This window comes from Silicimonas algicola, from assembly GCF_003970735.1.
Lineage (GTDB): Bacteria > Pseudomonadota > Alphaproteobacteria > Rhodobacterales > Rhodobacteraceae > Silicimonas > Silicimonas algicola.
Genome location: NZ_CP034588.1, coordinates 1716723 through 1735422, shown reverse-complemented (window position 1 = coordinate 1735422; position 18700 = coordinate 1716723). Strand labels below are relative to the sequence as shown.

Sequence of the window (18700 nt, the reverse complement as noted above, 5' to 3'; positions counted from 1 at the left end):
AGGCGAAACTGCGGTGCGGGGCCCAGAGAGCAGATCCGGGCCGCCGCCGCAGGGTCAGTTGGTGCGTTCTTCGACTTCCACGTTCTCGATGTTGACGCCCGCGCGACGCACCTTGATGGTCATCTTCGGGCCTTCCTCGGTCGGAGATTTCTCGCGGATGATGTCCGACAGCCTGATCGACTCCATCGGCTCGTCCACAACCGAGTCGAGCGTGCGAAGCGAGAGCGAAAGCTGCCCGGCCTTCTCGGCCAGCGCCAGCTTCTGGCCCTGCTCGGGCGTCACCTCGACCGTCACAGTCTTGGCGACGTTCGCCGTCTCGTTGTTCTCGTCGGCCTGCTGGTCGACGCCGATGATGCGGATGTTCTGAAGGATGGTGACCGCCCGAAGGCTCTCGCCGCCGCCTTGGGTAAGCACGATGTCAACGGTGTCGCCCGGCGTGACGAAACCACCGACTGCGGTTGATGCGTTGACGCGGATCGCCATGGCTCGCGAGTTCTTGCCGAGCGTCTGGGTGATCGTCACCTTCTCACCGAACTCGGAGAGCTTGTTCGCAAGGACGAGCTCGCCTTGGGCGATCGCCCGTTTGGCGCGGCGTGGCTCTTGTCCGGCTTCAGGAACTAGCGTCGAAAAATCGCTGTAGGTGCCCGGCGGCACCGCGTCGGTCGGCCACTGGATCGTGGTCAGCTTGTGCGCCTCGATCGTCTTACCGAAAGGGATGTCCTGAGCGGCCACGACCACGCTGACGAGTTTCGGCTCGTTCGCGTCGATGGAGGCGGTCGCCGTCTGGACCTGGAGAAGCTCGCGAGAGGCATAGACCGAAAAGCCGGCGACGCCGATTCCGATCACGAGGGTCAGTAGCGAACGCATACGCATGAAATCACTCCTTAAGTGGCGTCAGAAGGCGCTGGTGGTTTCCCGGATCTCCGTGCCGACTGCGTTGGCGAGGGCGGATATCGTTGCACTACCGACGATAATAACCACCAAAAGAGCCACGGCGTACTCTACAAGAGTTGCTCCGGCGGCGACGACAATGAATTTACGGATCGCGGTCATGTTTTGAATCTCAGAAGTGTCTACTTGCAAGCAAGGAGAGGCCGGCATTGCTTGAGGCAATGCCGGCACATCATCTCACGGAACGGTAGGCGCAGGCACCACAGGCGCGGCGCAATCGGCGCCGCCGTCGGCGAGGGCGCTCGTGCAGGCGTTGCCCATGACCTCGGAAACATCGCCACCGAGAGCAAGCAGCGCCGTTCCACCAACGACGATCGCCAGGATCAGCGCGACGCCGTATTCGACCAGGGTCGCACCGTCTTCGGATTTACGGAATTTCAGGAAAAGATTGCGCATTTCAGTACTCCTATTACGCATGACTTGGAGATGAACGCATCACGCGTCCCCACCCGAACCGGCGACATCACTGTCCCCCCCGGCTCATTTCTTAAGATACCGACCGCCTTCCCCTCCCACATCGTCGATTCAGATGAGAATTTCGCTCTTAGGTTGTTTTCTTGGACAAATGTGGCTGGATTCGGACGGATTGCGGCGGAGACTGGCCGCCTGAAGGGCGATTCCCTCGGCGGAAATCCGCGAATCAGGGCTGTGGATGACCTTCGGCGCGACGCCCGGCAACAACACGCCGAATGAGAGGTGATTGATGCAGAAACGCCCACAAATACCCCTGATTTCTCAGGATTCCTCGGCAACGGCCCCAATCCCGCTGCGCGGTTTGTCGCCTCCAGCACCGGCCCGGCAGCCTGTGGATAATCTTCTGAACAACTTTCCTGCGGCAAATCGAGCCGCCACATTCTCGCCACAATCCGGTCACCCGTCGCCCCCGCCCACGAAATGACCCCCTCGTCGTCCGACACGGGCCATCTTTTCGCCCCTTGCCAAGGACAGCGTAAGACAGGGGCGATCCGGGACTGGAGCTGCGCATGAGCGACGACAAGACCCCCGACCCGCAGGGCTGGACGCCCCGCCGCGACCCCGAGGCGCAGACGCCCCCCGCGCGCGGACCGAAGGACGCGCCCCTGCCGCGCCCCATCCGCGACTGGGCCTCGATCTGATCCTTCCGCCGGCACGCGCGGGGCGCTAACCTCGGCCCCATGAGCGAGCCCGTCACCGCCATCCGCAATCTCGGCCCGGCATCCGAGAAAGAATTCGTCCGCGCCGGCCTGCCCACGGCCGACGCGATCCGCGCCATCGGCGCCGACACCGCCTACCTCCGCCTTCTCGAGACCGGCACCCGCCCGCACTTCATCGGCTACTACGCCCTCGTCATGGGCCTTCAGGGCCGCCCCTGGCACGACTGCAAGGGGCCTGAGAAGGATGCCCTGCGCGTTCGCTTCGATGCACTCCGCGCGGGGGCACGCCCCAGGCCGCAGAACGACGGGCCCAGCCTCTCGCTGCGCCGCGAGTTGGACGGGCTGGGCGTCCGGCTCGATTCCTGAGCGGCACTTTTTCGGAACCGCCCGCGTTTCCGGAGGTTTCCCTGCCATGACACAGGCGTCCGATCCCCCCCGCCCGCGCGAAAGCAAAGATGTCCTTCGCTCTCGCCTCGCCCGCATCGCCCCCCTGGTGGAACGCGCCACGGGCGAGCCGCTGCAAAGGCCGAAGACTCCCTCGCCCCGCAAGGCGCCATTGAACTACCGCCGCTCGTTCAAGGATTGGGCCTCGATATGACCGACACCACCTATACCCGCAGGTACGACGGCGTGGACGACCTCGCCCGCCTCGCCAAGCTCGAGCGCATGGCCAGTCTCATGGACAGCGCCCTTCGCATTCCGGGCACGCGGATACGCGTCGGCCTCGACAGTATCGTGGGTCTCGTCCCCGGCATCGGCGACACCCTCGCCCTCGCCCCGTCCGCCTGGATCATCGGCAGCGCCTGGAACATGGGCGCGCCCAACCACGTCCTTGGCCGGATGGCGGTCAACTCCGGCATCGACTGGGTCATCGGCACTATCCCCCTTCTCGGCGACCTGTTCGACGTCGGCTTCAAGGCCAACCTCCGGAACGTGGCCCTGCTGAGGGAGCATGTCGAAAAGACAAAGGGCCGCCCCGATGGACGGCCCCTGACTGTCGACGCGTCAGCCGTTCAGCCGACGAGTTCCATTCCCGCGAAGAAGTAGGAGATCTCGTCCTTCGCCGTCTCGGGCGCATCCGAGCCGTGGACCGAGTTCTCGCCGACCGATTCCGCGAATTCCGCGCGGATCGTCCCGGCGGCAGAGTCCTTGGGATTGGTCGCGCCCATGACTTCGCGGTTCTTCGCGATGGCGCCTTCGCCTTCCAGCACCTGCACGACCACCGGTCCCGAGGCCATGAACTCGCACAGCTCGTCGTAGAACGGCCGCGAGGCGTGGACCTCGTAGAACTTGCCTGCCTGCGCCTTCGTCAGGTGGATGCGCTTCTGCGCGACGATGCGAAGGCCCGCATCTTCGAACTTGGCGTTGATCTTGCCGGTCAGATTGCGCTTGGTCGCATCGGGCTTGATGATGGAAAGGGTGCGTTCGGTCGCCATGGTCATGTGCCTCTCAGGACGTCCCGGCGGGGCGCCCCATGCGTCCCACCCCGGATTTGGCCGCCCGCCTAGCATGGCGGTCGCGTGAGGGAAACCCCGTCTGGCGGACCTCCGGCAAGGCTGCTAATGCCGCCCCATGCTCAGAGTCGACGACATCCGCTACTCGGTCGAAGGCCGCCCTTTGTTCGAGGGCGCCTCGGCAACCATTCCCGACGGCCACAAGGTCGGCTTCGTCGGACGCAACGGCACCGGCAAGACCACGCTCTTCCGCCTGATCCGGGGGGAGCTGGTGCTGGAGGGCGGCGACATCCGCGTGCCGAAGGGCGCCCGCATCGGCGGCGTGGCGCAAGAGGTGCCGGGCTCCGAGACCTCGCTGCTCGACACCGTGCTCGAGGCCGACACCGAACGCGCGAGCCTGATGGCCGAGGCCGAGACCGCAACCGATCCCACGCGCATCGCCGAGATCCAGACGCGCCTCGCCGACATCGACGCCTGGTCGGCCGAGGGTCGGGCGTCGGCCATCCTCAAGGGCCTCGGCTTCACGACCGAAGAACAGGGAATGCCCTGCTCGGCCTTCTCGGGCGGCTGGCGGATGCGCGTGGCGCTGGCGGGGGTTCTGTTCAGCGCGCCCGATCTTCTCCTGCTCGACGAGCCCACAAACTATCTCGACCTCGAAGGCGCGCTCTGGCTGGAAAGCTATCTCGCCTCCTACCCGCACACCGTCATCGTCATCAGCCACGACCGCGGCCTTCTGAACCGCGCCGTGACGTCCATCCTCCATCTCGAGGACCGAAAGCTGACCCTCTACCAGGGCAGCTACGACACCTTCGCCGAGACACGCGCCGCCCGCCTCGCCGTGGCCGAGGCCGAGAACCGCAAGCAGGAGGCGCGGCGCGCTCACCTGCAAAGCTTCGTGGACCGCTTCCGCGCCAAGGCGTCGAAGGCGGTGCAGGCCCAGTCGCGGCTGAAGATGATCGCGCGGATGAAACCGATCTCGAGCCCGCAGGAAGCGGCGCTGCGCCGCTTCACCTTTCCCGAGCCCGAGGAGCTGTCGCCCCCCATCATCAACATGGAAAGCACCAGCGTCGGCTACGACGGGCGCGCCGTACTGTCGAAGCTCAACCTCCGGATCGACCAGGACGATCGGATCGCGCTTCTGGGTCGCAACGGCGAAGGCAAGTCGACGCTGTCGAAACTGCTGGCGGGCAAGCTCGACCCCTTGGGCGGACGCATCACGCGGGCCCGCAAGCTTCGCATCGGCTATTTCGCGCAGCATCAGCTCGACGAGTTGCACATCGACGAGACGCCCCTCGACCACATCCGCCGTCTGCGGCCCGGCGAGACCCCCGCCAAGCTCCGCGCGCGTCTCGCCGGCTTCGGCATCGGCGCCGAGCAGGCCGACACCGTTGCGGGACGGCTGTCGGGTGGTCAGAAGGCGCGTCTTTCGCTTCTTCTCGCCACGCTCGACGCGCCGCACATGCTGATCCTCGACGAACCGACCAACCACCTCGACATGGAAAGCCGGGAGGCGCTGATCGAGGCGCTGACCGCCTATTCCGGGGCAGTCATCCTCGTCAGCCACGACATGCACCTTCTGTCCCACGTCGCTGATGCCCTGTGGCTGGTGAAGGACGGGCGCGTGGCCCCCTGGGACGGCGATCTCGAGGATTACCGGCGGATGCTTCTCGACATGCCTGCGCCCAAGTCCGGCAAGAAGGAACGGGCGCCGTCCGCCAGCCGCCACGACATCGCGCAGCTTCGTCAGGCGGTGTCGGACGCCGAGTCGCGCGTCGGCAAGCTGTCGGAGATGCGCGAGAAGCTTTCGGTCAAGCTCGCCGATCCGGCCATCTACGAAGAGACGCGCCTTAAGGAAGCCGAAGGCTGGCAGAGGAAGTTCGCTGAGGTGGAGCACGGTCTTGAGCGTGCCGAGGCTCTGTGGCTGAAGGCTCTGGAACGCCTCGAGCAATCCGGCGGCTGACCGGGCTGCGCAGGCGGCAACGGATTGTTTCCGTGAGATCGGCCAGATTTCGCCACAATCACGCCATGATCGGTGCTAGTTTCTGCCTTGTTTAAGAGTGTTCAAGGAGTCACCTGTCATGGCCGTTTACGAGTTGCTCGGTATTTCCTCTCTTCTGTCGGCCGGTATCGCCGTTGTCCTTCTGGCGCGACTGGTGCGCAAGTCGCGCTGAACCGACAGACCGGAAGGTGAAGAAAAGCGCGCCTTGCAGGGCGCGCTTTTTTCTTTCGGTCCAATAGCAAAGGGCGCGACCGAAGCCGCGCCCGATGCTGATCGTGTGTCCCGAAACTCAGCGCTTCGAGAACTGGAAGCTCTTCCGGGCCTTGGCGCGGCCGTACTTCTTCCGCTCGACCACGCGGCTGTCGCGGGTCAGGAAGCCGGCGGCCTTGAGAGCGCCGCGCATGCTGGGATCATAGAGCTGAAGCGCTTTCGAGATGCCGTGCTTTACTGCGCCGGCCTGGCCTGAAAGACCGCCGCCCTTGACGGTGGCGACCACATCGAACTGGCCGTCGACGCCAGCCACCTGGAAGGGTTGGCGAAGGATCATCTGAAGCACGGGGCGCGCGAAGTAGACCGCGATTTCCTTGCCGTTCACGACGACCTTGCCGGAGCCCGGCTTGATCCAGACGCGGGCAACCGCGTCCTTGCGCTTGCCGGTCGCATAGGAGCGGCCGAGCGAGTCACGGACTTGCTCCCGCGGCGCACGTTCTTCGGCAGGGGCGCCGGTGACGCCGCCGATGTCCTGCGAAACGACGTCCTTGAGATCGTCCAGCGTTTTGATGTCTTCGGCCATCTTCAGCTCCGGGTGTTCTTCTTGTTCATGGACGCGACGTCCAGAACGGTGGGCTTCTGCGCTTCGTGCGGGTGCTCGGTCCCGGCGTAGACGCGAAGGTTGGTCATCTGCTTTCGCGACAGCGGGCCGCCGGGAAGCATGCGCTTCACGGCCTGCATCACGACGCGCTCGGGATGAGCGCCCTCGAGGATCTGACCCGTGGTGCGCGACTTGATGCCGCCCGGAAAGCCCGTATGCCAGTAGTTCGGCTTTTCGCGCTTGTTGCCGGTCACCTGGACCTTCTCGGCGTTGATGACGATGACATTGTCACCCATGTCCATGTGTGGGGTGAACGACGGCTTGTGCTTGCCGCGCAGGCGCATGGCGACGATCGAGGCAAGGCGGCCCAGCACGACGCCTTCGGCATCGATGATGATCCACTGCTTATCGATGTCCGCCGGTGTTGCGGTGAACGTCTTCATTGTCTCTGCCCTGGATGGGATTGCGTTTGATGTGCGGCTTCTAAAGGAATCGGCGGCGCCGTCAACGTCAATCTGGCCCAATAAGTCATTAAATTTCAGCAGCTTGTTATTATGGTATTGGAATACCCCAAAATTGTCCGGGTTTGGCGCGCCTCCGAAACGCCTGAAAGAACCTCGAAAAATCCGTCCCTTGGCAATCGGATGGACCCAATTCGCGTCCAGTATGTTGTCCAGTGAGAGTATTTTCGAGTTCGGGATGGACATCGCATGATCGCCAACTTCTTCCTCCTCTTCCTCGCCGCGGGTTTCGCGCTCGCCACCGTCGCCATCGGCCTCGGCAACCCGGTCCCCGTCGTTGTGGCCATCGCCGCGGCGACCATCGTGTTCCTCAGCGTCAGCCGCCGCTCCGAGGGCTGATCTTTCCCTTTCCGAAGCGATGCGCCGCGCCCTAGACTCGGGGCATGACGCATCGCAACCGTATGCTGGCCACCGGAGATCTCGTGGCGGACCCCGCTCGAGGTCTCTTCATGGGGAATCGCGGCATCCTCCACGACGAGCGGGGCCACATCGGCCGCGCTCTCTGGAAACACAAGTCCTGGATCATCTGCGTTCTCGAGCACAAGGGCTGGCACCGGACGGTCATGACGCCGGGCGCCTATACCGAACTGTTCTTCCTCGACGACGCCGTGGCCCTCGCCGCCGGCCATCGCCCCTGCGCGCTCTGCCGTCGGAGCGCCTTCGATGCCTACCGACGGGCAGCGGGTCTCACGTCCAGAGCAAGTGACATGGATGACCGCCTCCATACCGAACGCGCCATTCCCCGCACCTTCGGCCAGCGCCGCTACCAGACCGATGCGGCGACCCTGCCCGACGGGGCGATCATCCTCGACACCATCCCGCTGCTCGTCCAGGGCGACCGCCTGCGTCCGGTGTCGCCCTCAGGCTATGGCGACCCCCGCCCCCGCATGACGGGTATCGTCACCGTCCTGACGCCCCCGACAAGCGTCGCTGCCCTCAAGGGTGGCTTCAGTCCCGTCCTTCACCCGTCAGCCTGACGCCTTTTCTTCCAGCGCCAGCCACTCCTCCTCGGCCGCGGCCAGCTTCGACTGCCGCTCCGCGAGGGCGTCGGTCGCCTTGCGGAATTTGACAGGCTCGCGGCTGAACAATTCGGCGTCAGACATCAGAAGCGACAGCTTCGCGATTTCCGCCTCGAGCCGCGCGATTTCCTTCGGCAGCGCGTCAAGCCGGTGGCGCTCCGTAAACGTCAGGCCGCCATCCTTCGATGCGGTTTTTTCTTGCTCTTGCCGACGCTTGTCGGCCCTTGTGGAGGAGACGGAGGCCTCGACCAGCTTCCGCTTCGGCGCATAGTCCGACCAGCCGCCGGCATGGACGACGATACGTCCCTGCCCTTCGAACGCGACCGTCGTGGTCGCCACCCGGTCCAGAAAGTCGCGGTCGTGGCTGACCAGTAGAACCGTGCCGTCGTAGTCGTCGAGGATCTCCTGAAGCAAATCCAGAGTCTCGATGTCCAGATCGTTGGTCGGCTCGTCCAGCACCATCACGTTCGACGGCTTGGCCATCAGCTTGGCAAGCAGAAGCCGGGCCTTTTCGCCGCCCGAGAGCGATCCCACCGGCGCGCGGGCCTGCACCTCGTCGAAGAGGAAGTCCTTGAGATAGCCGACGACATGCCGGGGCGTGCCCCGCACCATGACCTGGTCGGCGCGTCCCGACACACGCATGTCGGTGTCGCCCGTCATGCTTTCCCAAAGCGTCATCTCGGGGTCGAGCGCGGCGCGGCGCTGGTCGAACACGGCGATCTCCAAACCTGTGCCAAGCGTGATCGTGCCCTCGTCGGGCGCAATCTTCCCGGTCAGCATCTCGATCATCGTGGTCTTGCCCACGCCGTTCGGCCCGACGAAGGCAACCCTGTCGCCCCGCAAAACGCGCAGCGAGAAGTCGCGGCAGATCAACTTGTCGCCGTAGGTCTTTGAAATGCCTTTCGCCTCCATCACTCGACGACCCGACTTCGGACCCGAGTCAAGCGCCATCGCCGCCGTGCCTTCGCGCCGGATCTGCGAGGATCGTTCCTCCCGAAGCGACTGAAGCGCCCGTACCCGGCCCTGGTTGCGCTTGCGCCGCGCGCTGATCCCTTCGACTGCCCACTTCGCCTCGGCCTTGATCTTGCGGTCGAGCTTGTGGCGCGCCTGGTCCTCTTCGAACCAGACGGTGTCGCGCCAGTCCTCGAATCCTTCGAAAGCACCCTCGCGACGCCGCACCTCGCCCCGGTCGATCCAGAGCGTCGCGCGGGTCAGGGCGCGCAGGAAGGCGCGGTCGTGGCTGATGAGGACGAAGGCCTGGCGCATCTCGGACAGCCGATCCTCCAGCCAGCCGATGGCCTCGATGTCGAGGTGGTTCGTCGGTTCGTCGAGAAGCATCAGGTCCGGCGCTTCCGCCAGAAGCTTCGCCAGCGCCGCCCGCCGCCGCTCGCCGCCGGAAGCGGTCTCGACCCGCTGCGAGAGGTTCAGCTTCAGACCCTCGGCCGCCGCTTCGACCCGCCAGGCATCGGCCTCGCCCAGGTCGCGCAGGGCGAAGTCCATCAGCGTTTCGCAACCGGTCATCGCCGGCTCTTGCTCCATGTAGCCGACGCCATCGCCGGGCGAGAGGACGCGGGCGCCCTCGTCAGGTTCGACGAGACCCGCCATGACCTTGAGAAGGGTCGACTTTCCCGACCCGTTGCGCCCGACCAGCGCCAGCCGGTCGCCGGGCTGGACGGTCAGGGACAGGCCCTGGAAAACGGGATCGCCGCCGAAGGTCAGCGAGATGTCGGTGAGTTGCAGGAGAGGGGGACGGGCCATGATGGCGGGGCGTAGAGCCGCCGCAGCGCAACGTCAACACCGCCCTCAGGCGACCGAGGCCCGCAACAGCCGCGCCCGCGCAGCCGGGATCCGCCCGATCTCGAGCCCGGTGAAGACGTGCAGCGTGCCAAGGTCGCGGTCGACAACGGCATGATCCGACACCCATCCGCCCATCCCGAGATAGGACCGCAGAAGCGGCGGCATCGTCTTCAGCGCCCGAACCCGGTCCGGCGAGCGCCTCAGCCGGGCGGCGAAGCGAAAGACATCGGGCGCCTTGATGCGCGGAAGCCACCTCTTGGGCGCGAGGTGCCGCTCGCGCAGCATCGCGAAGGCGTCGGCGTAATCGGCCCAGTCGGTGCCCTCGAACGACGAGCAGCCGAACAGCATTCCGACGCCCTCGCGGTCGACGAAGTCCGTCATCGCGCCCCAGGCGCAACGCAACACGTCCGGGGCGTGCAGGCCGGGGCGAATGCAGAACCGCCCCATCTCGACCATCGGCCGGTCATAGGACGCCAGAGCCGCCAGGTCGTAGTAACTTGCCGAGTAGCTGCGCCCTATCTCGGCCCCCGAGGTCAGCGGCAGGAACCGGAAGGTCGCGGCGAGGTCGGCGGACGCGTCCTCGACGAGGACATGCCGGCAGATGGCGTCGAATGCGTCCGTCTCAAGGCCGCCGGGCCTTGCTGGCAGGCTCCGCGCCGTGACGAAGGCGAGATGGCGCAGCGCCTGCGCGCGCCGCAGGTCGTCGTCCGTCGTCGCCAAACGCGCCCTAAATCGCTCTCGTGACCGCATTCGCGGGCCTCCGGCACTGGCGGCTTGGCGCCGCGCTCCTAGATATTGACGGCCCGAGGATGCCGCGCAAGCTGCGACGGAGACATGACAGGAGGACGACATGGCCGAGAAGGTGACCAAGACGGACGCGGAATGGCGGGCCGAGCTCGACGACCTGGAATACAAGGTGCTGCGCAAGCACGGGACCGAGCGCGCCTTCACGCACGACGACTTTCCCAAGACGCCAGGCACCTTCCTGTGCAAGGGCTGCGGCGCGCCCCTGTTCGACCAGGCGCACAAGTTCGAGTCGGGCACAGGCTGGCCGTCGTTCTACCAGCCGGCCGATCCCGAGATGGTCGAGGAGAAGGAAGACCGGAGCTTCTTCATGCGCCGGACCGAGGTTCATTGCTCCCGCTGCGAGGGACATCTGGGGCACGTCTTCCCCGACGGCCCGAAACCCACGGGCCTGCGCTATTGCATCAACGGCGTGTCGCTGGAGTTCGAGCCGGAGGAATGACCCTCCGGCCGCGCATCCTAGTTGGAGTCCCGGCTGCCGCCGCCAAGGAACTGGCCCGCGTCGATGTTGCCGAGGTTGGAGAAGAGCTGGCGCAGGAAACCGACTCCGCGCGTGTTCGACGTGGTGACGCGGCGGTTCAGCGCCACGACCCGGCCGTTCTCGAGGCCGAAACGCTCGATATTCTCAACGACGCCCGTTTCGGTGAAGCTGACCGCGACGACCTCGCGGTCGGTTTCGACCGGCGCACGCCAGAGGAACCTCTCGTAGTCCGACTTGACGTAGTACCATCCCCGGTCGTCGATGACGCCCTCGGTTCCCGGCTGTCCGGCGATGCGCGCGACGGTTTCCTTGGTGTCGCGGCCAACCCGGATATCGCGCAGCGTCGATTCGTCAGGGATATAGCCGTGGCTCGAGTCGATGCGCGCGCAGCCCGGCACGGCTGCCAGGGCCAGGATCACCATCGCCGTCCGCGCTGCCGTCATGTCGCTCGCCCCTTGCCACGCGGCCCGCTGCCGCCTAGTCGGCATATCCAGACTGCGCCTGCTGATCAAGGAGAGGCTCATGCCTGAAAGCCGCTTCCCGGTCGCGAAGATCCGCGACATCGTCTCGTTCGCCGTCGAGCCCGACGCCGCGGCGCGTGACGCCCTTGCCACCGAACTGGGGATCGTGGGTCTGAAGAAGCTGCGCTTCATCGGCACCCTCGCGCCCTCAGGCGGTCGCGACGTGACGCTCGAGGCCGACCTGGGCGCGACGGTCGTTCAGTCCTGCGTGGTGACAGGCGCCCCCGTCACGACCCGCATCGACGAGGAGGTGACGCGCCGCTACCTCTCGGACTGGATCGAGCCGGAAGGCGACGAGGTCGAGATGCCCGAGGACGACAACGCCGAGGCCCTGCCCTCGATCGTCGATGTCGAGGCGGTGATGGTCGAGGCCCTCGCGCTCGCCCTGCCCCTGTTTCCCCGCGCGGAAGGTGTCGAGCCTGTCGAGGTCTCGGTCACCGAACCCGGTCGCGCCCCCATGACGGACGAGGATGCAAAGCCCTTCGCCGGACTCAGGGCGCTGCGCGACGGACTCTCCGGAAACGAAGACAAGGACGCCTGAAAACCCGCTTGCCATCCTGAGGAATCGCAGTATGTTCCGGCCCTCATTCGTACAATGGGTTGGACATGGTGCGCCCCGGGGCGTAAGACCGGTTCGACCTCAGAAACCGGGGCACGGCCCCTCCGTCTAGACCGAGGAATTGGACATGGCTGTCCCGCAGAACAAAGTCACCCCGTCCCGCCGGAACATGCGCCGCGCGCATGACTCGCTGACTGCGGGCAATCCCGGAGAGTGCCCGAATTGCGGCGAACTCAAGCGTCCGCACCACGTCTGCGGCGCCTGCGGCCATTATGATGACCGCGAAGTGATCGCGCAGGCCGACGAGATCGACCTGGACGACGACGCGGCCTGAGCGTCCTCGTGACGCCGTGGCGATGACGGACCAGACCGATCGACCCTCCGGCGCCGCGACGCCCATAACCATTTCCGTGGACGCAATGGGCAGCGACCTGGGCCCGACGGCGATCGTCGCCGGGATCGCCAAGAGCGTCCAGAAAAACCCCTCCGTGCGTTTTCTCGTCTTCGGGCGTGAATCGGAAATCAGGCCGCTGATCGACAAGCGCCGGCTCGGCGCTCGGGTCGAGGTGCGCGATGCCCCCGATGTCGTCCGCATGGACGACAAGCCCTCCCATGTCATGCGCAACGGCAAGTCCACCTCGATGTGGGCTGCCGTCGACGCGGTGAAGTCGGGAGAGGCGCAGGCCGTGGTGTCCTGCGGAAACACCGGCGCGCTGATGGCGGTGTCCATGCTGCGGCTGAGGAAACTGCCCGGCATTGACCGCCCCGCCATCGCGTGCCTCTGGCCCTCGCGCAATCCGGGCGGCTTCAACGTCATGCTCGACGTGGGTGCGGACGTGCGCGCCGACGCCAAGGACCTTCTCCAGTATGCGCGGATGGGCGGCAGCTATGCCCGGAATGGTCTCGGCGTTTCGCGCCCACGGGTCGGGCTCCTGAATGTGGGGACGGAGGAAAACAAGGGCCGGCCCGAGATGAAGGAAGCGCACGACCTGATCACGGCGGCCGCCGACGAGGCCAAGATCGACTTCGTGGGCTTCGTCGAAGGCGGCGACATCCCCTCGAACCGCGTCGACGTGATCGTGACCGACGGCTTCACCGGCAACGTGGCGCTGAAGACCGGCGAGGGCACGGCGCGTCTGATCCGCGACCTTTTGCGCGACGCTTTCCGGGCCACGCCGCTCAGCCGCATCGCGGCCCTCCTCGCCGTAACGTCGCTCGGCCGCCTGTCGAAGCGCATCGATCCCCGCCGCGTCAACGGCGGTGTCTTTCTCGGCCTCAACGGCACCGTCGTGAAAAGCCATGGCTCGGCCGACGCCACAGGCGTGTCGGCCGCGATCAAGCTTGCCTTCCAACTTGCCGAGTCACGCTTCACCGAACGTCTCGCGGCGCGGGTTGCATCCGGCGACACCGACGGGCAGGATGCCGCGACCGAGACCGCACGAGCGGCCGCAGACGAGCAGGCAAGATGACACTACGCGCCGTTGTGCGAGGCGTCGGGCACCATCTGCCCGCCCGCGTCGTTCCGAATTCCTGGTTCGAGGACAAGATCGACACCACCGATGAGTGGATCGTCTCGCGAACCGGCATCGAACGCCGCCACTTCGCCGCCGAGGGCGAGACCACCTCGGGCATGGCCGCCTCGGCCGCCGAGAAGGCGCTGAAGATGGCAGGCATCGCCGCCACCGACGTCGACGCGCTGATCGTCGCCACCTCGACCGCCGACCTCACCTTCCCCTCGGCCGCAACGATGGTGCAGGACCGTCTGGGCATGACCGGCGGCTTTGCCTTCGACATCCAGGCCGTCTGCGCGGGCTTCGTCTTCGCGCTGGCGCAGGCCAACGCGCTGATCGTGTCCGGCCAAGCGACGCGCGTCGTCGTCATCGGCGCGGAGACCTTCTCGCGCATTCTCGACTGGGAGGATCGCGGCACCTGTGTCCTCTTCGGCGACGGCGCCGGTGCCGTCGTTCTCGAGGCCGAAGACGGACAGGGGACGAACGACGACCGCGGCATCCTCGCCACCGACCTCCATTCCGACGGACGCCACCGCGACATCCTCTACGTCGACGGCGGCGTCTCGACCCAGACGACAGGCCTCCTCCGCATGCAGGGCAAGGAGGTTTTCCGCCACGCGGTCGAGAAGCTGGCCCAGACCGCCCACACCTCGCTCGGCAAACTGGGGCTGACCGGCGATGACGTCGACTGGATTGTGCCGCACCAGGCAAACCTGCGGATCATCAAGTCGACGGCGCATAAGATGGGCGTCGGCATGGACCGCGTCGTCGTTACCGTGCAGGACCACGGCAATACCTCGGCCGCGTCCATCCCGCTGGCGCTGTCGGTCGGCGTCGAGCGCGGCCAGATCAAGCGGGGCGACCTCGTCGTCACCGAAGCGATCGGGGGCGGACTGGCCTGGGGGTCGGTGGTGCTGCGGTGGTGACCTTGGACGGCACGTTGGACGCGTAGAGCGGACCTTCCGGGAAGCCCACGCGGGTCACCAACAGGGGCAGCAGGCAGGCCTGCGCGGAACCCCGCCCCCGCCAAGCTAAGGCCCCGATTGAGCGCCTCATTCCAAGCGCTTGTTATTGACTCGGAATTTCTTCGCGCTCATTCTGCCCTGCAAACACCGGGGGGACCGAATGAGCGAGAAGACCTTGACGCGGATGGACCTGAGCGACGCGGTGTTCCGCGAAGTCGGGCTCTCCCGCAACGAATCCGCGCAGCTTGTCGAAAGCGTCCTTCAGCACATGTCGGACGCCCTCGTGAAAAGCGAACAGGTCAAGATTTCGTCCTTCGGCACCTTCTCGATCCGTGACAAGGCGGCCCGCGTCGGACGGAATCCCAAGACCGGCGAGGAGGTCCCGATCCTGCCGCGTCGCGTGCTGACCTTCCGTCCGTCCCATCTGATGAAAGAGCGCGTGGCCGCCGGCAATAAGGGCTGATCCTGGTGGAGAAGTCCCGCGACGCCTTCCGCACGATCTCCGAGGTCGCCGACTGGCTCGACGTGCCCACGCACGTCCTGCGGTTCTGGGAGTCGCGGTTCAGCCAGATCAAACCGGTCAAACGCGCGGGCGGGCGGCGCTACTACCGCCCCGCCGACATGCGCGTGATCGGCGGCGTCAAGACGCTGCTGCACGACCAGGGCATGACGATCCGGGGCGTGCAGAAGATGTTCCGCGAACAGGGGATCAAGCACGTCTCGGGCTTTTCGCCGCCGCTTTTCGGGATGGTCGACGACGCGGACGACGAGGTGATCTCGGTCGAGGCGCGGCCCGCGCCCGCTTCCCCGGCGACCCCCGCGGCACCTGCCCGCTCGACGCACGGCGCCGCGCCGGACCCGGTCCTCGACGACGAGATCGCGGCACCGGCCCCGCTCTTCTCGCACCGAAGCGCTCCCACGTCCGAACCCGAGGTTCATGCCAGCGTCTCGTCCGACGACGGGCATACGGACACCGACGAGACGCCCGCCGAAGCCGCGTCCCCCGAAGCTTCCGCCCCCCCGCGTGGGTCCATACCGCCTACGCCCGACGTGCCGGACGCGGACCCCGAGGACGACGACCAAAGCTTCGCCGCCGCCCCTTCGGCCGCACTGCGCCTGCGGCTTGCGGACCCCGCCGTTCTTGCCCGTTACCGCGACGATCTCGCCGCCGCCGCCGGACGCCTTCGGGCCATTCTCGACCGGGCGTCCTGAACCGTGTCCGGCGCCCGACTTGGGTCTTGCCCCCGGTTCGATTTTCGGCCAGAAGGCGCCCTGTCGGGCTATGGCGCAGCCTGGTTAGCGCGTCCGTCTGGGGGACGGAAGGTCGCAGGTTCGAATCCTGCTAGCCCGACCAATCGACACCGGAACCAACCGCCGCGGCCCGTCATACGGGTGGCCTGCGCGGCATGACCGGCGTTCTTCCCGACACCCGTCTCCGTCGGCTTGTCGCCGAGGGCGCCGTCGCGGCGGAACGCGATGTCGACGAAGCGCAGGTCCAGCCCGCCTCTCTCGACCTTCGCCTTGGGCGCGTGGCCTTCCGCGTCCGCGCCTCGTTCCTGACGGGAGATGCGACCGTCGCCGACCGCCTGTCCGACTTCGAGATGCACCGGATCGACCTGACACACGGCGCGGTGCTCGAGAAAGGCTGCGTCTACGTCGTCCCGCTGATGGAGCGGCTGAAGCTGCCGCCGCAGGTCAGCGCCGTGGCGAACGCCAAGAGTTCCACAGGGCGTCTCGACCTCCTTACCCGCTGCATCACCGATGGCGGCACCGAGTTCGACCGCATCCCCTTGGGTTACGAGGGTCCGCTCTACGCCGAGATCTGTCCCCGCTCGTTCTCGGTTCTCGTTCGGCCCGGAATGCGCCTGAACCAGATCCGGTTCCGCGAGGGTCATGCCGAGTTGGACGACGTGTCGCTGGCGGCCCTTCACGGCAGGGTCGGTCTTGTCGACGGCGAGGCAGTGATCGACGACGGGCTCGGTTTTTCGGTCGACCTGCGGCCCGCAAAGGGCAGCCTCGTCGGCTATCGCGCCAAGCCGCACACAGGGCTGATCGACCTTGACCGTATCGGCCACTACGAACCCTCGGATTTCTGGGAAGAGGTTCATACCCGCGACGGCCGTATCATCCTCGACCCCGGCGCTTTCTACATCCTCGTCAGCCGCGAGGCGGTGACGATCCCGCCCACCCACGCCGCCGAGATGGCGCCCTATGTCGCGATGGTGGGCGAGTTCCGTGTCCACTACGCCGGGTTCTTCGATCCGGGCTTCGGATGGGCCGAGGCGGGCGGTTCGGGCTCGCGCGGGGTGCTGGAAGTCCGGTGCCACGAAGCGCCCTTCGTCCTGGAACACGGCCAGATCGTGGGACGGCTGGTCTACGAGTCAATGGCCGCCATGCCCGAGACGCTCTACGGCCGCGAGATCGCGTCCAACTACCAGGGCCAGGGGCTGAAGCTGTCGAAGCATTTCCGCGCGCTTAGGAACTGAGCGCCCAGTTTCATTTTTCCCGAACCCACGACCGACCTTGACGCCAAGCGTCTCCGCCACAATGTCTCTCACGCGGCGCCCGTGCCGCTCGTGCACAGGTGCCTCTTGAACATTGTCCTCATCCTTGTCGGTTTTGTTGTCCTCGTCGTCGGCGGCGAGCTTCTGGTCCGGGGCGCCGTGGCACTGGCGCGCCGCCTGCGTCTCTCTCCCCTCGTGATCGGCGTGACCGTGGTTGGCTTCGGCACCTCGGCGCCGGAACTGGCGACGAGCCTCGTCGCAGCCCTCGAGGATGCTCCCGGCATCGCTGTCGGAAACGTCGTCGGGTCGAACATCGCCAACATCCTCCTGATCCTCGGCCTCGCTGCGGTGATGATGCCGATCATTGTCGACCGGTCGGCGCTCAAGCGCGATTCCGTGGTGCTGATCGCGGCCACCCTCGCCGCTGTCGCCATCCTCTTTCTGGGCGAGGCGAGTCGGCTTGCCGGGTTCGTCCTCTTCGCTGGCCTGATCGCCTACCTCACCTATGTCATCCGCACCTCGCCCCGGCCCGAGGCAGAAGAGGAGACGGCGATGGTCGGCGCGGGGCGTTCGGCGGCCTACCTCGCCGGAGGCCTCGTCGGCATGATCGGGGGGGCCATGCTTCTCGTGCAGGGCGCGGTGGCGCTGGCCGAAGCGGCGGGTGTGTCCGAGGCGGTGATCGGGCTGACCATCGTCGCGGTCGGCACCTCCTTGCCCGAACTCGTCACCTCGGTGATCGCGGCACGCAAGGGCGAGGGCGACATTGCACTCGGCAACGTCATCGGCTCGAACATCTTCAACATCCTCGGTATCCTCGGTTTGACCGCGCTGATTACGCCGATCACCGTGCCGGCCGACATGTCGGTCCGCGACGGCGGCATCCTTCTTGCGGCGACGGTGGCTCTTCTGGTCGTCTGCCGAACGGGTCTTCGCGTCACGCGAACCGAGGGCCTGGCCTTCCTCGCGCTCTACGTCGTCTATCTCTGGATGCTCTGGCCCTGAGGGCTGAGGGGCAACTCCATGTAGATCGCCCAGGGGCCCAGGACGGGATCGCCTGCAAGGTCGCTTTCGGGAAAGGCGTCCCTCTCGACGAAGCCGAGCTTGCGGTAGAGGTCGAGAGCGGGCGTCAGGTTGCGCGTTGAATCGAGCCGGACGACCGCTGCTCCCGCCTCCTGCGCGGCTGCCACGGCCGCCATCACCAGAGCCCGACCGACGCCCATGCCGCGACCCGCGGGCGGAACGTAGAGGCGCTTGATCTCCATTGCGCCTGCCCCTGACGGACGCAGGAAGACCATGCCGAGGACAGCATCCCCGTCATCCTCGGCCACGAAAGCATAGCCACGCGGCGGCACCACGTCTTGCAGGTGAGCGAGGGTCTTCGACAGAAGGCCGTCTGGCTGGAATCGCGGCGCGCCGGCGCGAACGAGGTCGTCGCAAACGAAGCGGACGTAGTCCGCCAGGTGCGGCGTCAGCCCGTGCACTTCGTCCACCGACACGAGACGCCGGATGCGCAGGCTCACTTCATCAGCCGGTTGATCTTCCGCATCGCCTTCATGGTCTGCTGCGTCTTCTTCACGCGCGGATCGACCTTCTGGCCCTTGTTCAGCCAGCGCATCCCGTGACGGAAGACCATGTTGATCGCCATGTTGATCAGCCTGTTCGCGTTCATC

26 protein-coding genes and 1 tRNA gene are annotated in these 18700 nt (G+C 66.3%); 16 read left to right on the top strand and 11 right to left on the bottom strand.

The window, feature by feature from the left end; translation table 11 throughout:
* Nucleotides 1-54: 54 nt before the first annotated feature.
* From cpaB to EF888_RS22060, 3 genes are all read right to left on the bottom strand, one after another.
* On the bottom strand, nucleotides 55-873 hold the full coding sequence (gene cpaB / locus EF888_RS08645) for a Flp pilus assembly protein CpaB (protein ID WP_109758620.1): 819 nt from the start codon (nucleotides 871-873) through the stop codon (nucleotides 55-57).
* Between the two features lie 21 nt (nucleotides 874-894).
* Entirely contained in the window at nucleotides 895-1053 is a 159-nt protein-coding gene (locus EF888_RS21765; RefSeq protein WP_164721626.1) for a hypothetical protein, read from the bottom strand.
* Nucleotides 1054-1128: 75 nt separating this feature from the next.
* Entirely contained in the window at nucleotides 1129-1347 is a 219-nt protein-coding gene (locus tag EF888_RS22060) for a Flp family type IVb pilin (protein ID WP_206508471.1), read from the bottom strand.
* A 587-nt stretch (nucleotides 1348-1934) separates the two neighbouring features.
* Between EF888_RS22060 and EF888_RS22440 the strand changes: the two genes are divergently transcribed.
* From EF888_RS22440 to EF888_RS08630, 3 genes are all read left to right on the top strand, one after another.
* Nucleotides 1935-2066 carry a hypothetical protein gene (locus EF888_RS22440; RefSeq protein WP_277601039.1) on the top strand — a complete coding sequence of 44 codons (132 nt, stop codon included), beginning with the start codon at nucleotides 1935-1937 and terminating at the stop codon, nucleotides 2064-2066.
* A 39-nt stretch (nucleotides 2067-2105) separates the two neighbouring features.
* Complete coding sequence (locus tag EF888_RS08635) at nucleotides 2106-2450, top strand: TfoX/Sxy family DNA transformation protein (protein ID WP_109758618.1); 345 nt, start codon at nucleotides 2106-2108, stop codon at nucleotides 2448-2450.
* A gap of 228 nt (nucleotides 2451-2678) precedes the next feature.
* Nucleotides 2679-3131: a DUF4112 domain-containing protein gene (locus EF888_RS08630; protein WP_109758617.1), complete on the top strand. Its 453-nt coding sequence runs from the start codon at nucleotides 2679-2681 to the stop codon at nucleotides 3129-3131.
* Here EF888_RS08630 and ndk read toward each other — a convergent pair.
* Complete coding sequence (ndk, locus tag EF888_RS08625) at nucleotides 3098-3520, bottom strand: nucleoside-diphosphate kinase (RefSeq protein ID WP_109759005.1); 423 nt, start codon at nucleotides 3518-3520, stop codon at nucleotides 3098-3100. The two genes, EF888_RS08630 and ndk, sit on opposite strands and share 34 nt — an antisense overlap.
* A gap of 136 nt (nucleotides 3521-3656) precedes the next feature.
* Between ndk and EF888_RS08620 the strand changes: the two genes are divergently transcribed.
* Nucleotides 3657-5498, top strand: a complete 1842-nt coding sequence (locus EF888_RS08620) for an ABC-F family ATP-binding cassette domain-containing protein (protein WP_109758616.1) — start codon at nucleotides 3657-3659, stop codon at nucleotides 5496-5498.
* 328 nt (nucleotides 5499-5826) lie between these two features.
* On the opposite strand, the gene rpsI is transcribed toward EF888_RS08620, so the two are convergent.
* Nucleotides 5827-6330 (bottom strand): 30S ribosomal protein S9, encoded by a 504-nt coding sequence (rpsI, locus tag EF888_RS08615; protein ID WP_109758615.1) that lies wholly within the window; start codon nucleotides 6328-6330, stop codon nucleotides 5827-5829.
* A gap of 2 nt (nucleotides 6331-6332) precedes the next feature.
* On the bottom strand, nucleotides 6333-6791 hold the full coding sequence (gene rplM, locus EF888_RS08610) for a 50S ribosomal protein L13 (RefSeq protein WP_109758614.1): 459 nt from the start codon (nucleotides 6789-6791) through the stop codon (nucleotides 6333-6335).
* A gap of 267 nt (nucleotides 6792-7058) precedes the next feature.
* Here rplM and EF888_RS21760 point away from each other — a divergent pair, with 267 nt between their 5' ends.
* Together EF888_RS21760 and EF888_RS08605 are read left to right on the top strand one after the other, a co-directional pair.
* Nucleotides 7059-7208 (top strand): hypothetical protein, encoded by a 150-nt coding sequence (locus EF888_RS21760; protein ID WP_164721625.1) that lies wholly within the window; start codon nucleotides 7059-7061, stop codon nucleotides 7206-7208.
* 44 nt (nucleotides 7209-7252) lie between these two features.
* On the top strand, nucleotides 7253-7846 hold the full coding sequence (locus EF888_RS08605) for a hypothetical protein (protein WP_109758613.1): 594 nt from the start codon (nucleotides 7253-7255) through the stop codon (nucleotides 7844-7846).
* On the opposite strand, the gene EF888_RS08600 is transcribed toward EF888_RS08605, so the two are convergent.
* Nucleotides 7838-9646 carry an ABC-F family ATP-binding cassette domain-containing protein gene (locus tag EF888_RS08600; protein WP_109758612.1) on the bottom strand — a complete coding sequence of 603 codons (1809 nt, stop codon included), beginning with the start codon at nucleotides 9644-9646 and terminating at the stop codon, nucleotides 7838-7840. The two genes, EF888_RS08605 and EF888_RS08600, sit on opposite strands and share 9 nt — an antisense overlap.
* Before the next feature lie 45 nt (nucleotides 9647-9691).
* Nucleotides 9692-10435, bottom strand: a complete 744-nt coding sequence (locus tag EF888_RS08595; RefSeq protein WP_109758611.1) for a GNAT family N-acetyltransferase — start codon at nucleotides 10433-10435, stop codon at nucleotides 9692-9694.
* A 100-nt stretch (nucleotides 10436-10535) separates the two neighbouring features.
* Between EF888_RS08595 and msrB the strand changes: the two genes are divergently transcribed.
* Nucleotides 10536-10931 carry a peptide-methionine (R)-S-oxide reductase MsrB gene (gene msrB, locus EF888_RS08590; RefSeq protein WP_109758610.1) on the top strand — a complete coding sequence of 132 codons (396 nt, stop codon included), beginning with the start codon at nucleotides 10536-10538 and terminating at the stop codon, nucleotides 10929-10931.
* Between the two features lie 17 nt (nucleotides 10932-10948).
* Here msrB and EF888_RS08585 read toward each other — a convergent pair whose 3' ends face one another.
* Nucleotides 10949-11413 carry an outer membrane protein assembly factor BamE gene (locus EF888_RS08585; RefSeq protein WP_109758609.1) on the bottom strand — a complete coding sequence of 155 codons (465 nt, stop codon included), beginning with the start codon at nucleotides 11411-11413 and terminating at the stop codon, nucleotides 10949-10951.
* 79 nt (nucleotides 11414-11492) lie between these two features.
* Between EF888_RS08585 and EF888_RS08580 the strand changes: the two genes are divergently transcribed.
* The 9 genes from EF888_RS08580 (at nucleotide 11493) to EF888_RS08540 (ending at nucleotide 18032) form a co-directional block, all read left to right on the top strand.
* Nucleotides 11493-12032 (top strand): YceD family protein, encoded by a 540-nt coding sequence (locus EF888_RS08580; RefSeq protein WP_109758608.1) that lies wholly within the window; start codon nucleotides 11493-11495, stop codon nucleotides 12030-12032.
* 145 nt (nucleotides 12033-12177) lie between these two features.
* Nucleotides 12178-12384 carry a 50S ribosomal protein L32 gene (gene rpmF / locus EF888_RS08575; RefSeq protein WP_109758607.1) on the top strand — a complete coding sequence of 69 codons (207 nt, stop codon included), beginning with the start codon at nucleotides 12178-12180 and terminating at the stop codon, nucleotides 12382-12384.
* 22 nt (nucleotides 12385-12406) lie between these two features.
* Complete coding sequence (gene plsX / locus EF888_RS08570; RefSeq protein ID WP_109758606.1) at nucleotides 12407-13519, top strand: phosphate acyltransferase PlsX; 1113 nt, start codon at nucleotides 12407-12409, stop codon at nucleotides 13517-13519.
* Nucleotides 13516-14487, top strand: a complete 972-nt coding sequence (locus tag EF888_RS08565) for a beta-ketoacyl-ACP synthase III (protein ID WP_109758605.1) — start codon at nucleotides 13516-13518, stop codon at nucleotides 14485-14487. Before plsX ends, EF888_RS08565 begins: the two co-directional genes overlap by 4 nt.
* Nucleotides 14488-14686: 199 nt before the next feature.
* The gene (gene ihfA / locus EF888_RS08560) at nucleotides 14687-14989 is read left to right on the top strand and encodes an integration host factor subunit alpha (protein WP_109758604.1); all 303 of its coding nucleotides are present in this window, start codon (nucleotides 14687-14689) and stop codon (nucleotides 14987-14989) included.
* A gap of 5 nt (nucleotides 14990-14994) precedes the next feature.
* Nucleotides 14995-15738, top strand: coding sequence for a MerR family transcriptional regulator (locus EF888_RS08555; RefSeq protein ID WP_164721624.1), 744 nt, complete (start codon nucleotides 14995-14997; stop codon nucleotides 15736-15738).
* Nucleotides 15739-15802: 64 nt separating this feature from the next.
* Nucleotides 15803-15880: transfer RNA gene (locus EF888_RS08550), tRNA-Pro, on the top strand.
* A 52-nt stretch (nucleotides 15881-15932) separates the two neighbouring features.
* Nucleotides 15933-17012 carry a 2'-deoxycytidine 5'-triphosphate deaminase gene (locus EF888_RS08545; RefSeq protein WP_109758602.1) on the top strand — a complete coding sequence of 360 codons (1080 nt, stop codon included), beginning with the start codon at nucleotides 15933-15935 and terminating at the stop codon, nucleotides 17010-17012.
* 105 nt (nucleotides 17013-17117) lie between these two features.
* Entirely contained in the window at nucleotides 17118-18032 is a 915-nt protein-coding gene (locus tag EF888_RS08540; protein ID WP_109758601.1) for a calcium/sodium antiporter, read from the top strand.
* On the opposite strand, the gene EF888_RS08535 is transcribed toward EF888_RS08540, so the two are convergent.
* A complete protein-coding gene (locus tag EF888_RS08535; protein WP_164721623.1) occupies nucleotides 18008-18550 on the bottom strand; it encodes a GNAT family N-acetyltransferase in 543 nt (180 codons plus the stop codon). The two genes, EF888_RS08540 and EF888_RS08535, sit on opposite strands and share 25 nt — an antisense overlap.
* Nucleotides 18547-18699 (bottom strand): hypothetical protein, encoded by a 153-nt coding sequence (locus EF888_RS21755; protein ID WP_164721622.1) that lies wholly within the window; start codon nucleotides 18697-18699, stop codon nucleotides 18547-18549. The genes EF888_RS08535 and EF888_RS21755 overlap by 4 nt, the downstream gene beginning before the upstream one ends.
* Nucleotide 18700: the final 1 nt, after the last annotated feature.